This is a genomic window from Halobacteriovorax sp. HLS, from assembly GCF_004006665.1.
Taxonomy (GTDB): domain Bacteria; phylum Bdellovibrionota; class Bacteriovoracia; order Bacteriovoracales; family Bacteriovoracaceae; genus Halobacteriovorax.
The window spans coordinates 295,091-308,727 of sequence record NZ_QOCL01000001.1 but is presented as its reverse complement, the minus strand read 5'-3'; the positions used below and the strand labels follow the sequence as shown (position 1 = coordinate 308,727).

11 protein-coding genes are annotated in these 13,637 nt (G+C 35.9%); 8 read left to right on the top strand and 3 right to left on the bottom strand.

Annotated elements, in window-relative coordinates; translation table 11 throughout:
- Positions 1–6 precede the first annotated feature (6 nt).
- Complete coding sequence (locus DPQ89_RS01510; protein WP_164848214.1) at positions 7–1,035, top strand: NAD(P)H-dependent glycerol-3-phosphate dehydrogenase; 1,029 nt, start codon at positions 7–9, stop codon at positions 1,033–1,035.
- Here the strand turns inward: DPQ89_RS01510 and DPQ89_RS01505 are convergent.
- Positions 1,032–3,245, bottom strand: coding sequence for a thioredoxin family protein (locus tag DPQ89_RS01505; RefSeq protein ID WP_127714447.1), 2,214 nt, complete (start codon positions 3,243–3,245; stop codon positions 1,032–1,034). The two genes, DPQ89_RS01510 and DPQ89_RS01505, sit on opposite strands and share 4 nt — an antisense overlap.
- 136 nt (positions 3,246–3,381) lie before the next feature.
- Here DPQ89_RS01505 and DPQ89_RS01500 point away from each other — a divergent pair, with 136 nt between their 5' ends.
- The 6 genes from DPQ89_RS01500 (at position 3,382) to DPQ89_RS01475 (ending at position 10,052) form a co-directional block, all read left to right on the top strand.
- Positions 3,382–4,170 (top strand): ABC transporter substrate-binding protein, encoded by a 789-nt coding sequence (locus tag DPQ89_RS01500; RefSeq protein WP_127714445.1) that lies wholly within the window; start codon positions 3,382–3,384, stop codon positions 4,168–4,170.
- A 119-nt stretch (positions 4,171–4,289) separates the two neighbouring features.
- Complete coding sequence (locus DPQ89_RS01495; RefSeq protein WP_127714443.1) at positions 4,290–5,009, top strand: hypothetical protein; 720 nt, start codon at positions 4,290–4,292, stop codon at positions 5,007–5,009.
- Positions 4,975–6,132 carry a hypothetical protein gene (locus tag DPQ89_RS01490; protein ID WP_127714441.1) on the top strand — a complete coding sequence of 386 codons (1,158 nt, stop codon included), beginning with the start codon at positions 4,975–4,977 and terminating at the stop codon, positions 6,130–6,132. The genes DPQ89_RS01495 and DPQ89_RS01490 overlap by 35 nt, the downstream gene beginning before the upstream one ends.
- 160 nt (positions 6,133–6,292) lie before the next feature.
- On the top strand, positions 6,293–7,762 hold the full coding sequence (guaB, locus tag DPQ89_RS01485) for an IMP dehydrogenase (protein WP_127714439.1): 1,470 nt from the start codon (positions 6,293–6,295) through the stop codon (positions 7,760–7,762).
- Positions 7,763–7,769: 7 nt separating this feature from the next.
- Positions 7,770–9,338, top strand: a complete 1,569-nt coding sequence (gene guaA / locus DPQ89_RS01480; RefSeq protein ID WP_127714437.1) for a glutamine-hydrolyzing GMP synthase — start codon at positions 7,770–7,772, stop codon at positions 9,336–9,338.
- A complete protein-coding gene (locus DPQ89_RS01475) occupies positions 9,339–10,052 on the top strand; it encodes an ABC transporter substrate-binding protein (RefSeq protein ID WP_127714435.1) in 714 nt (237 codons plus the stop codon).
- Between the two features lie 25 nt (positions 10,053–10,077).
- Here DPQ89_RS01475 and DPQ89_RS01470 read toward each other — a convergent pair whose 3' ends face one another.
- Entirely contained in the window at positions 10,078–11,169 is a 1,092-nt protein-coding gene (locus DPQ89_RS01470; protein WP_127714432.1) for a DUF3943 domain-containing protein, read from the bottom strand.
- A 177-nt stretch (positions 11,170–11,346) separates the two neighbouring features.
- On the opposite strand from DPQ89_RS01470, the gene DPQ89_RS01465 reads away from it, so the two are divergent.
- Positions 11,347–12,690, top strand: a complete 1,344-nt coding sequence (locus DPQ89_RS01465) for a glycosyltransferase (protein ID WP_127714430.1) — start codon at positions 11,347–11,349, stop codon at positions 12,688–12,690.
- Here DPQ89_RS01465 and DPQ89_RS01460 read toward each other — a convergent pair.
- Positions 12,687–13,586 (bottom strand): hypothetical protein, encoded by a 900-nt coding sequence (locus DPQ89_RS01460; RefSeq protein ID WP_127714428.1) that lies wholly within the window; start codon positions 13,584–13,586, stop codon positions 12,687–12,689. The genes DPQ89_RS01465 and DPQ89_RS01460 overlap by 4 nt on opposite strands.
- Positions 13,587–13,637 lie beyond the last annotated feature (51 nt).

Here is a 13,637-nt window from a genome sequence, read left to right as displayed (position 1 = left end):
TTCATAATGTCATATGATTGTGCATTGGTTGTTGGTGCAGGAGCTTTTGGAACTGCGCTGGCATCAGTTTTGGCCAATAATTTCAAACAAGTTATTCTTAAAGTTAGATCTGAAGATGTCTATAATGGACTATTAGAAGGTGAAAACTCTGTTTACTTACCTGGACTAAAACTTTCTAGCAATATAATTCCTGCCCTCACTTGGGAGGAAGTAGATGAGAAAACTACTGGTAAGATAGAAATTATTGTTTCAGGACTACCAACTGCTGGCATTTCTTCTTTTTTCCAAGAAAACTTTGATAGATTTTCTACATACCTAGATAAGAATATTCCAATTGTTTCTTTATCTAAAGGGATCGACCCTGAAACTCTAGAGCTTGCAGATGATCTTTTCTTTGATTTATGGAGCCATCATCGTGAACTCTTTACTTTCTTATCTGGACCGAGTTTTGCTAAAGAAATTCTAGAGGAACAAATAACTTTAGTAACTCTAGCGGGAAGGTCTAGGAAAGTTCTTCAGTCAGTTTCAAAAATGTTAGATACTTCATATTTTAAAGTCCTTCCTAGCTACGATATTAAAGGAGTTCTACTTGGTGGGGCCTTGAAGAATATATTGGCAATTGCTGGTGGTATCGTTGAAGGTCTTGGCTATAATCACAATACTAGAGCAGCAATGATCACACGAGGAATTGCTGAAATGCTTCGTTTCGGAAAGGTGTACAATGCTCGTCCTGAAACTTTCTATGGATTGAGTGGAATGGGGGATCTTATTTTGACGACGACGGGAGATCTTTCGAGAAATAAGAGTTTTGGACTAGAATTAGCAAAGGGAAGAACGGCCGAAGAAATAATAGCTTCTCAGAGAACTGTTGTTGAGGGCTATAAGACAGCAAAAGCAGTTCATCTCGTTTCGAAGAAGTACGAGATTAGAGCAAATATATTTCAAGGTGTGTATCGAGTATTGTATGAAAATGCTGATCCACAAGAGGTATTGACTAAACTAATGAGGCAGCCCGCAAAGTTTGAGCTTGATTAATTCAAGCTCTTTTCTATCTTACTAATAGTTATCGTTTCTCCAAGCTTTATCAATTCTCCTTTCGAGTTAATGACAAAATATGCTGGAACTCCAACGTGCCCTTGAGTTCGTAGCCACTTTCCAATAATAGGGTCTCTTTTTGTCCAATCACCAAGAAGAAGAGTTACATTTTTTTGCTTTACTAGCTTTTTAAAGTCGTCTGTCTCTATTACAAGTCTTTCGTTCACTTTACACGTAAAACACCATTTCGCGGTAAAGTCCATAAAAACTAGCTTATTGTCTTCTTTGGCCTTATTCATAGCAGTTTCCGACCACTTCTCCCACTTGAGTTCACTATGTGATTCTTTAATACTAGAAGTACTTTCTATTGTTTGCTGAGGAGTCAAAAGAATATTTCCAATGAGAAGGATATATAGCAAATGTGCTAAGCAAATAAAAAGCTTCGATTTAGTAATATTTTTTTGCATATAAAATGCAAAGAAACATAAAGCAAGTGCAATATTAAGCTTAAGAAGAATAAAGTCTCCTTGCAGAGTTAGAAATACATCTGTTAGCCATATAGCTGTTAGAATGAGGGTGATTCCTAAAAACTTTTTAAGCTTCTCCATCCACATTCCTGGTCTAGGAAGGAAAGCTATTGTAGAAGGAATCAAGGCCGTTAAGATAAAAGGAAATGCTAAACCAAGACCTATAAAAATAAAAACCAGAAAGATCATTGCCGTACTAGAAGTGAAGGCAAAGGTTAAGGCCGTCCCAAGAAAAGGTGCAGAACATGGGGTAGATAGAATCGTTGCAAGTACTCCCGATAGAAAGTCACCAATGAAGCTTTCATCAGTTTTTATATTTCCTAATTTCGATCCTCCAGGTGTTCTAAATTCAAATAACCCAAACATATTGAGTGCAAAAATGAAGAGTACAAAAATCATAGAGAGTACAAAAGTGGGAGATTGTAGTTGAAAGCCCCATCCTACCTGTTCTCCAGCTTGCTTAAAAAGAACGATTGTAAGAGCTAGGACCGCGAATGTGAATAATATACCTAGAGTGTAGCTCAAGTTATGTTTTAGTATTTTCTTTTTAGATTGTCCTTTATGCTGAATAAGACTAAAGAGCTTGATGGAAATAACTGGTAGAACGCAAGGCATGAAGTTTAAAATTAATCCACCAATGAATGCAAAAATTAAATAGCTTAAGAGCCCTGTTTTACTTTCTCCAATTGGTAGAGTGGCCAAAGAAGTTGATTGTGCCTTGATTTCATTTGAGAAAGATATTGGTTTAAGTAACTCTGTAAAACGTTGAAACTGATCTCCCGAGTCGAGAGAAAATGAACGAAAAGTTTTCTTTATGATTGAAATTTGTCCATTTTCAGGATTTGCAAAAAGAAATTTTAGCTCAAATGGTTCTTTGAAAACACCGTCTTTTGGAAGGGGCATCTCCGGCTCCATATATTCTCCATCCCATTCTATAGGATAACTAGCATAGAGGTTACCATTCTTATCTTTGTAAACTTTTTCTCTTGTCCAGCTAAATGGTTCAACAGGAAACGGAGTAAGTAGATTTCTACTTCTATCGTAGTTAAGTGCAGACTTAGTGCTAAAGTTATAATAAAGGTTTAATTTATTTGAATCTTTGTCTGGTCCTTTAGAAAGTATTAGATCTAGGTTAGTAGGGAACTCGATCTGTTTAGGAAGTTTTTGGAAGTGTTCAAGGGTTGTATCCTTATCTTGAACAAATGTATTCCCTTCTAATTCAGTTAGTTCATTATTCGATATTTTTCCAGAGACGGTAATTTCACCAGGTATACAAACATGTTTACAAACAAGCCAGTTTGAATAAATCGAAATTTTATGGTCTTCGGATTTTTGTGGGAGTTTAAAAAAGATGGAGTATTCATCTTCATAACCGAAAGCAAGCATGTCACCTTTTTCAATATATTTCTTAGGAACTGGCCACTCTAATTCTTCAAGGGTCGTTTCTTGATTATTGATTTTAAATTTAAAGGCCAGGGCAAGCCCAGCGTCTCCAGGGTTCTTCCAATAAGTGTGCCATTTTTTGTGGTTTGAATAATTTAGTGCAAGGTAGTTCTGATTTTGGACTTTAAGAACTTGAGCATAGAACTTAACAGGAAGTTTTGGAATATTTTCTTCGCTCTTGTCCTGGCCAGCAAACGAAGAGAGGGATACTAAAAGGAGTACTACTATTCTAAAAAACATTTATTAATCCATTTAAATATTTACAATTTTTATATATTATCATTTTATCGTTATTTGCCTATCGAAGTTGAGCTTTATAGTCAAAATTGACTAAAAAATGACAATTTTCTCTATATTGAGATACAAAGAGGTTTCTATGAGTGACTTTTTTCCTAAATCTATTATATGTATGACTGAAGAGAGTGTAGAGACTCTCTATGCTTTAGGTAGGGAAGACTTAATTGTTGGAGTATCTGTCTATGTTGAAAGGCCTCTTGAGGCGAAGAAAAAACCGACAATAAGTGCTTTTACTCACGCAAATATAAAGAAAATTACAAAAATGAAGCCAGATTTAGTGCTTGGATTTTCAGATATTCAAAAAGATATAGCCAGAGATTTAATCGGTGCCGGGCTAAATGTCTTCATTGCTAATCACAGATCTATTGCTGAAATTTTAAGCTATATACACATGCTTGGAAACCTAATTGGAGAGCAAGACAAGACAGCTATATATATAGATACTTTAAAAGCTAAAATCGAGAAAGCGCAGGAGATCGCGTCCACTTTCACAAAGAGACCAAGAGTTTATATTGAGGAGTGGGATGAACCATTGATTTGTGGAATTCAATGGTTTAGCGAAATTGTTGAAATATGTGGGGGAGAAGTCGTACATATGGAAATGAGTAGGTCTACTTTAGCAAAAGACAGAATTTTAAAGCAAGAGGATATCTCGACATTTAATCCAGATATTATTCTAGCTTGTTGGTGTGGCAAGAAAGTTGATATAGACTCGATTTTAAATAGAGAAGCGATTCAAAGCGTGGCGGCAATTAAAAATAAGAACGTATTTGAGTTAGATCCCGCAATTTTTTTGCAGCCTGGTCCTGCTCCGATAGTTGATGGTATCGATATATTACTCGATATTTTTTCAAATTTTCAGAAATAATCTCTTAATTTTTACCACTTAGACCCTTAAATAGGGTTTTTCTCAACAATTCCCTAAATTTATTTAAATTTCTTCCGATACTCTATTGGACGATTAAGGTTTTTATATAAGGGTAACCTATGAAGCAGACCATGAAAATGACATTTATATTAGCTTTGCTAACAACATTTACTTCTTGTGAACTAAGTTCACATATAGAAAGAAGAGCACAGATCATTAATCAACATGAAGATACAATCTTACAAATTTCGAAAGAAAATAGAATGTTGAAAATGAAAATTTCTAGTCTAATGACTGAGATTACGTCATTAGAAAGTAAGAATCAATACTTAAAAGTTCAACTGCAAGAAGCTAAAGAAGGTAAGAGACCTGCTAGAACAATCGCTTCTGTAAGACCAGTTTCTGCGGGAAATGATTTGGTACAATTTGATGTTTATAAATGGAAGCCAGGTCAAGTTTTAGCAGTTGCAGAGAAGGAATTCTCTTTGAAGAATTTTGAAAAATCTGCTCAGTTCTTTAATACTTTCAAAACACAATTTCCAGGTGACAAGAGTCTTGATGACCAGTTTTTATTTCAAGCTGGTGTTGCATCATTTGAGTCTGGGAAACATTATGATTGGGCCGTTCAAAACTTTGAAAGCCTAGTTGAAGGGTATCCAACATCTAAGTTCTATAGAGGAGCAAAGTTATGGATGGCCTTGGCAAATTTAAAATTAGGACATCACGAAAAATTCTTCTCAACAGTTGAAGAATTTAGAATGAAATATAGAAACACTTCCGAATGGAAAATCTTGAGTACACATTATGAAAAAATTGTTCAACGTCATAAGAAGAACTAGGCAACTAGCTCTACTTACAACATTATTATTCTCTTTTAATAGCTTAGGTGAATCTCCTGAGCTAATGATACGTTCGGTGAAAGGTAATGCTTTTCTTGTAACGAAAGAGAAAACTACTTTGTTAAAAGCTGGTGATCATGTATATGATTTTCAGCAGATATTTACGGAAGTAGGGTCTCAGGTTTCATTTGTAAATTATCAAGACCAGTTGTTTCACTTGGCAGGTGGCGGGAATATCAGGTCTCTAAAAGGTATTATTGAATTACAAAATGGTTATTTGTGGATGGAATCAATTTCAGGATCGTCTGCGGGTTATCAAGTTCAAACTCCAAATGCTCGTCTTGAATTCTCTAATGGAGAGTCAATAATTGACTTTGATAATAGTAGCGGTAAAACACAACTTTTAGTTCTTAATGGGACAGTTGAATTTGGAAATCTATTCCAGGACCATTTGACTACTGAAGTTTCATCAGGGAAGTTTTCATTTATATCAAAAGATTATGAAAATGGTGCACCTAGAAATCCTACACCTGTAGGAAAGAATACTTTCGCTAAAGTGCAAGGTCTATTCGATAAGAAAAATGTGGCGAAGAAGCCAACTAAGAATGTTGCTTCAATTCTATCTTCAGAAGATATTGCGCCGATAGTAAGTAAGAAAACGGTACAAAGAACAATTGCTTCTGTTGCTGAAGAACCTGTCGCTCCAAGTAGAGTATCTAATTCGGCAATGTCGCAAGAATCAGGAATTATTTATATAAGACCTAAGAAGAGAGATCTTCAAAAAGATGATATGTTATTGAATTATCATTCTCAGAATATAACAAAATTAAAGGCAAAAAAGGTGAAAAAGAAGTTTGCGCCAAGTTATGCTAGTAAGTCAAAAGTTAAGGTCTATGTATTTGGTCAGAAAAAGAAGAAATCTAGATCAATTGCTTCTGTTAAAAAGAAATCAACAAGAGCTCCTGCTTCAATACAGATGGAGCCAGCTGTTAAGTTAAAAAATGATGCTTTTGAAAGTTCACTGATGAGAGAGTATTCAAAACAGCTTAGACATTCAAAAGAAGTAAACTCTTTAATTCAAGAATTAAAGAATTATGACCAAGACTATAAGCAATCATATTAAATTTCTTTAGGACCACTGCTAAGCAATGGTCCTATCTAGTCCCGCAACAAAAATAATCAACTAATAATTTTCAGTCTATTGAGCAAGGGATTCCACCTCGTTTTCTATCTTGAGATAAGTTATAATTTCAGCAAGTTAATTAACTTTTTAAGAGGTGAATATGAGTAAACTATCTCCAGTCGTAGCACTGACATATGATGATGTTTTATTAAAGCCAGGATATTCTGAAATGCTTCCTGCGGATGCAATTTTAAAATCTAGATTTTCGAAAAATATCGAACTTAATATACCTATTGTCTCTGCGGCAATGGATACAGTTACAGAAGGAAGAGCTGCAATTGTTCTTGCTCAACAGGGTGGAATAGGAGTTATTCATAAAAACCTAGACCCAATAAGACAGGCAAAAGAGGTTGAGAAGGTTAAAAAATTTGAAGCAGGAATGGTTCTAGATCCTGTAACAGTTTCTCCTGATTTTACTCTTGAAGAGGTTTATAAACTCTCAAGAGAGAGGAAAGTAACTGGGATGCCTGTTGTAGATTCAAATAATGTTTGCGTTGGAATCATTACGAGTCGAGACACACAATTCGAAACGAGTATGAGTACAAAAGTAAAAGATATTATGACAAAGAAAGAAGAGCTCGTAACTGCAAGAAAAGGGATTGACCCAACTGAGGCCCAGATGTTGTTACATAAGCATAGGATAGAGAAGCTTCCAGTTGTAGACGAAAAAGGAAGACTTTCAGGTCTTATCACGATTAAGGATATATTAAAAAAACAAGACTTCCCTCACTCTAATAAAGATCAATTTGGACGCTTGAGAGTCGCGGCAGCTATGGGAGTAGGAGATAAAGAATTTGATAGAGCACTTCGTTTAGTTGAAGCCGGGGTTGATGCCCTTGTTGTTGATACTGCCCATGGGCATTCCATTGGTGTCATCGAAATGATTAAGAAGCTTAAATCAACATTTGCTGAAGTTGATATCATCGCAGGTAATGTTGCTACGGCGAAGGCCTGTGAAGATTTAGACAAGGCCGGAGCTGATGGTGTAAAAGTTGGAATTGGTCCAGGATCAATATGTACGACTAGGGTTGTGGCAGGAATTGGTGTTCCTCAACTTGGTGCTGTTATGGAATGTGCTGTGGCCTGTAAGAAATTGAATCTTCCAATGATTGCTGACGGAGGGATTAAGTACTCTGGTGATATTGTTAAGGCAATCGCGGCTGGTGCAAGTTGTGTAATGCTAGGGTCTCTTTTTGCTGGATGTGATGAGTCTCCAGGAGAGATGATTCTCTATCAAGGAAGACATTATAAAGTATACCGAGGTATGGGCTCTCTTGGAGCTATGGCCCTTGGATCTAAAGATAGATATGGGCAAGGTGCAGTGGATGAAATTCAAAAATTAGTTCCAGAGGGGATTGAGGGACAAGTTCCGTACAGAGGATCTCTTGCATCAAATATTTATCAAATGCTTGGTGGTCTGAGAGCTGGAATGGGTTATGTTGGCGCGATGACAATAGAACAACTGCAAGAAAAATCTGAATTTATACAAATCACAGCAGCATCTTTAAAAGAGTCTCATCCACATGATGTTATGATTACAAAAGAAGCTCCAAACTATCAAAAATCTTAGGCACAATATGAAAAGTGAAAAACTATTAGAAAGACAAATATGGATTGTAGACTTTGGTTCACAATATACTCAGCTCATCACTAGAAAGACTAGAGAGCTAGGATACTCCGGTGAGATAATCACTTTGTCGGAGTGTAGAGAATTGTTCGAAAATGGCCAATTGCCAGAAGCTTTAATTTTGAGTGGAGGCCCTCAATCAGTCTTTGAGGACGAAAATGATTATTCATTTATATTTAGTAAAACGGACTTACCTATATTAGGTATTTGCTACGGGATGCAACTCTTAGGTCGATACTTTGAAGGAAAAGTTGAAAGAGGAACTATTGGTGAATATGGTCATGCTGAAATTAATTTTGAACAGGGGCATCTATTTGAGAATTGTCCAAGTAAAGTTAATGTCTGGATGTCACACTCTGATCATATTTCTGTAGTACCAAAAGATTTTGATGTAGTTATTAAAAGTCATAACGGACTAATAGCAGGTATTCAACATCAATCTCGAAAAATTCTTGGATTGCAGTTTCATCCCGAAGTAGAACATAGTGATCATGGTAAAGATATTTTAAATCATTTCTTGAGAAATATAGCAGAACTAAAAAGTGAGTGGAGTGCTGGACAAATGTTGGAAGAGGCTACTGAGCTGGTTCGAAGCATTGGCAAAAAGAAGGTTCTTTGTGCTTTTTCTGGCGGTGTCGATTCTCTTGTTGCTGCAATGTTATCACATCATGTTTTAGGTGATGATCTTCACTGTTTCTTTGTTGATCATGGTCTTTTGAGACCACAGGACTTAGGACATATCAAACTTTTACAAGAGAAGCTTCCTCTCAATATTGAGATTATTGATGTGAAGGAATTTTTCTTAAACAAGCTTAAAGGACTTTCAGACCCTGAAGATAAAAGGAAAATGATTGGGACAACATTCATTGAAGTTTTTGAAAAAAAGGTTCATGAGTATGAAAAAGATCATGGTATTCAATTTGACTATTTACTTCAAGGAACATTGTATCCTGATGTTATTGAATCAATTTCTCCTCATGAAAAAGATGGGAAATCTGTAACTATAAAGTCCCATCATAATGTTGGAGGACTTCCTGAGAGAATGAAGTTAAAACTTTTAGAGCCTTTAAGATACTTATTTAAAGATGAAGTTAGAAAGCTTGGGGAAGAACTTCACTTGGAGCACTCTTGGGTATATCGGCATCCTTTTCCTGGACCGGGCATTGGCATTCGAGTCTTAGGGGAGTTAAAGCCTGAGTCGGTAGTTAAGGTTCAGCATTCTGATCAAATACTATTTGAAGAATTAAATAATCATGGACTTTATCAATCCACCTGGCAGGCCTTAACGGTTCTCTTACCAGTAAAAACTGTGGGAGTTAAAGGCGATGCAAGAGCGTATGAAGAGGTCATATGCTTAAGAATGGTTAATAGTTCAGATGGAATGACAGCAACTTGGTCTGATATGCCAAGAGATTTTTTGACAAAGGTATCTTCTCGAATTACTAATGAAGTAAAAGGTGTGACAAGAGTTGTTTACGATATAACTTCTAAACCTCCTGGAACAATTGAGTGGGAATAAGTGTTAAAAAGCCTTCTACTATATTTCATAATTCTATTTTCAGCACATGGAAAAACAATCTATCAAGTCTCCTTAGGTTCTCCTAAGGAGTGGGTTGGTATTTCTAAATTACTTTATGCTGAAATTGCAAAAGAAATGAAGGATACTACATTCGAAATCTCTAAGATACCTTCAAAAAGAGTTATTAAAGAGCTCATTAAGGGAACCTATGATGTTGAAGTTGGGTGGCATAAAGATAATGTAAACTCTAAAGAATTGGTTTTTACTAACACTCCTATTGTTGAATTGAACTTTGCTGTAATTACTAATAATCCCGAAAAATTTAAGAATATTGGCCAGCGAGGACTCACTGGTTTAACTCTAGGCATACCAAGAGGTGCTCATTATATTCATCATAAAATTCCAGTTGATGTACGCTATGAAGTAAATAGATTAGAGCAGGCCTTCGATCTATTAGATATTGGTCGTATTGACGGAGTCGTTACGACGATTCAAAATTTTAAGAATATTATGAAAAAAAGTAGGAACAAGAAGTATAAAATTATTAATGAGCTTGGTTATATGATTAAGCTCTACCCGATGTTGGCAAAAAGAAATATTATTTTAAGAGATTCAATTGAAGTTGGATTACAAAGAATGAGAAAGAATGGAGCTTACAAGAGGATCAAAAAGAAAACAGGAATTCAATTACTAGAAAAAGATCTCCAGAACTAGAGATCTTTTTTTGTTCTAGTTTTAATTAGAATTTGAATTCGATACCTATTCCTATAGTACCATCAGAACCAAAATCTCCATTAGGCTGACCTGGTTGAGTGTAAATATATGTTCTCGCACTTTCGAATACTCTATTTTCAAAAACATTATTTATGCCATCAAGCATTGCCCCTGCCGGGTTCATAAGTGCCATTGCGAAACCACCTAGTTTTTTAGACCCAAGTAGAACTCCACCATTATCTCTGATATTTTCTTCCATTTGGTACATTGCTTCTCCCATGAGAGAACCGATGATTGGAGTAATGAGTAAATCTTGAATTGAAGGTGTTTCAGCAACTGCTTCAAAACCATATTCCCAAAATACTGTAGACATAAAAACACTATATCCAAATGACTCCATTTTGTTTAATCCTGCGTGACGAGCAACTGTATAGTAGGCAGCACCTGAAATAGGGTGGCCAATGTAATTAATCATCCATTCATCTTCATCAACTACTGGTCCTGCTTTAACATTTTCTTTCCACTTATCACCTAGGCCAGTATTAGAAATTTCTTCCTTGTCCCATTTTGTTACACTTTCTGGAAGCATCCAGAGTAGTCCAACTGCCGCTGCTCCTAGTGCAGTGAAGTTTCTAGTTTGTTTTGCAATTCTCTGCTGCTCAGGAGTTAATCCATCTAAAGAGATTGGCATTCTATATTGACCATCAACTACAATAATAGAAGAATATGGATTTTGTTCATCTTGAATACATAACTCAGAAAGAGATTTTTTATCTATATTAGGAGATTTTTTTAGACTATTTTGTAATTGGCTACATTTTTCCGTATCTCTTGTATCGATGGTGACAACTTTACCTCGGCCAAACATTCTTTCGCGCTTCTCTTTTGCTACTCGCTCATTATGCATATCTGTAGTCATCTCATTCCACTCGTGCTCATCCATATATCTTGAAATCGGATTCATGAGCCAGGGATCTATTTGCCCTTCTTCAAGCTGTCTCTTCTGAGGTTGTGTATAATCGATCGCTTCGAATCTAAAAGTTTCTTCAGATGCATAAGATGTCGATAGAACACTAGATAATAAAATCGTTGAAATCAACATTGATTTAAAATTCATATGGTTTTCCCTGCTTAGTTGTTTTACTAATTCTAGGCTCCTTTAAGAATTATTTGTACTAAAGTGAAGAATCTACAAAAGGTGTTAAAAAAATAGACATAGCTAAGTGCTTGATTTTTAAGGTTGGTGTAGCACTTTTTTATCTCATTTCAATACTTATCTAACCGATAAGTGAGTATGAAATTAAAGACACTTTTTCTAATATTTACTCTTTCTCTATATAGTGCCTGCTCAGGGCTGGGATTTAACTCTACAAGTAGGTCTTTGGCCAGTGTTAAAGAGAAGAGTTGTAACGATGTTATTAGTAATTTACTTGCCTCGAACCATCAAAAAATTTCGAAACTAAAAACTAATGGTAGACCTATTATTTTAGTCACTGATACTTCATTAGAAATGAGTAACGGTGTTGTTACAGTTGTTAAGAAAATGACAGATGAACTCGAGGAACTAGGTGTTCCATTTAAATTTATATCTCCTGAAAATGTCCCAGGCTATGTTATCAAGAATGAGAAGGCACAAGGAACGGGGATACATTATCTATCTCAAAAAAAGTTACGTGAAATACTCAAAAAAGAAAACCCTATTGCAATTCATTTGGTTACCGAAGGAATGATTGGTGAAAGTGTAAAGAATTATGCTCTACAAGAGGGGATACCTTTTTCTACATTCTACCACACGGCATGGCCTGAGTTCTTTCATGAAATGTTTAATATTCCAGTCTCTTTGGGAGAGAAGTATGTCTCTCGGTTTCATAAGTCTGCAGACACTGTGATGTCTGCTACGGATAGTATGGTTAAGCGGTTAAAAGAGATGGGAATACCTCAAGATAAGTTGAAAATAAGATCTCATGGAGTTGATATTGATCACTTTCACCCGCGAGATCGTGCTGATTTCATACCTGAGGTGAAAGAAATTTTTGAAAATAATGAAGGACCTTTTTCTCTATTTGTAGGTCGCATTTCTCCGGAGAAGAATATAGGGGATTTCTTAGATGCTGACATAGACGGAACAAAAATTATCGTAGGAGATGGTCCCTTGTTGCAAGAATACCTCGCGGCACAAAAGAATGGTCAATATAAGAATGTCATTTTTACTGGTAGGCAAGGTGGAGAAAAGTTAGCTCAATTCTATGCTGGCTCAGATGTTTTTGTATTTCCAAGTCGCTCAGATACATTTGGTCTTGTTCAGTTGGAAGCAATGGCAAGTGGTACACCTGTTGCGGGTTATCCGGTTCAAGGACCAATTGATGTCGTCACAAAAAAGACTGGTGGTTTAAATGAAAACCTTGAGCTTGCAATCAAAGAAGCGCTCACGAAGAATAGAAAAGAAGTTCGAGAATATGCTCAGAATTACTCTTGGAAGCATACTGCACTTCAGTTTATTGAATATGTACATGAAATACCAGAGCAAAAGATTGATAACTTAGGTGCCAAGATGCCTATATACCAAAAGATTCCTTTGATCACGACTTCTGGGGGAATCGTCTATGCAATAATTTATTCTATGAGTGACGAAGATTAAAGAAATAGGTGAAGCTGATCTGCTTTAGATTCTTTCTTCGTAATAATATCCCTAGTTCTATGCTGTAGAACTTCTGTTTTCGTAAATGAATCTTTAAAAGTCTGAATAACGAAGAAGCTCATCTGAGGGTAATCTTGCTTTAATGTTTTCATCTCTTCAGTAATTAGTTCAACATTGTGTGCATCATCGTCACTCATCCCAAATCTATGATGATCACTATATCCATACTTTTGAATGGCCATTTCAACAGATTCCCTAATTGCTCCACGCTTTAGATCAGCTACAGATGCATTCATATCTCCACCTGATAAAGACTCTTTAATTTTTGGATTGCTTACAGGATAGATACTTAGATAATTTGGGCTCTTAGATAAATGACCATCTTTAACTAGAAGATCGATTCCTTTTTTGATCGTCTCAGGCTCGTGTCCTCTTGCTGTAATAACTGAAATAGGTCTTTGGTTGTGAGCGGCGTGGAAGAAACAATTCCAAGATGGAGCTTTCCAGTCAAAGTCTTGTTTAAGCAATGCTTCTTGAATATCTTGAATAAAGCGTTGTTTCTTTCCTTTCACTTTATCTAAAATTTGTAGGTTTTGATCTCTAAAGTTTCTGAAACTACCATTTTCATCATTAAAATCGATATAGAAGTCTGAGAACTTTCCTGATATTCCAATCTCTCTATGATGAAGGGCAAAGTCTGAACTAGACATATGAACTTCTTGTCCAGTAGCTTTATGAAATATAACAATTGTCGTAGCGAGTGTTGCTACATTGTCATCAAAGTCAAAGAAGTAAAAACTCTTGCCCCCAAGATCGTAATTACGATCTTTCTCTATTGGTCTTTCATAGAAAAGCTCCAATTGTGACTTATTTGTTTTCTTCATCTTCTTTGCCATATTATTAAAAGCTTATCCCGTCTCTAGAATGGCCACAAGGGACCATGTAAT

What these genes read in the sequence shown, in the direction of transcription:
- DPQ89_RS01510 (WP_164848214.1), top strand. Translation starts at nt 7, where the DNA reads ATGTCATATGATTGTGCATTGGTTGTTGGTGCAGGAGCTTTTGGAACT.
- DPQ89_RS01505 (WP_127714447.1), bottom strand. Translation starts at nt 3,245, where the DNA reads ATGTTTTTTAGAATAGTAGTACTCCTTTTAGTATCCCTCTCTTCGTTT.
- DPQ89_RS01500 (WP_127714445.1), top strand. Translation starts at nt 3,382, where the DNA reads ATGAGTGACTTTTTTCCTAAATCTATTATATGTATGACTGAAGAGAGT.
- DPQ89_RS01495 (WP_127714443.1), top strand. Translation starts at nt 4,290, where the DNA reads ATGAAGCAGACCATGAAAATGACATTTATATTAGCTTTGCTAACAACA.
- DPQ89_RS01490 (WP_127714441.1), top strand. Translation starts at nt 4,975, where the DNA reads ATGAAAAAATTGTTCAACGTCATAAGAAGAACTAGGCAACTAGCTCTA.
- guaB (WP_127714439.1), top strand. Translation starts at nt 6,293, where the DNA reads ATGAGTAAACTATCTCCAGTCGTAGCACTGACATATGATGATGTTTTA.
- guaA (WP_127714437.1), top strand. Translation starts at nt 7,770, where the DNA reads ATGAAAAGTGAAAAACTATTAGAAAGACAAATATGGATTGTAGACTTT.
- DPQ89_RS01470 (WP_127714432.1), bottom strand. Translation starts at nt 11,169, where the DNA reads ATGAATTTTAAATCAATGTTGATTTCAACGATTTTATTATCTAGTGTT.
- DPQ89_RS01465 (WP_127714430.1), top strand. Translation starts at nt 11,347, where the DNA reads ATGAAATTAAAGACACTTTTTCTAATATTTACTCTTTCTCTATATAGT.
- DPQ89_RS01460 (WP_127714428.1), bottom strand. Translation starts at nt 13,586, where the DNA reads ATGGCAAAGAAGATGAAGAAAACAAATAAGTCACAATTGGAGCTTTTC.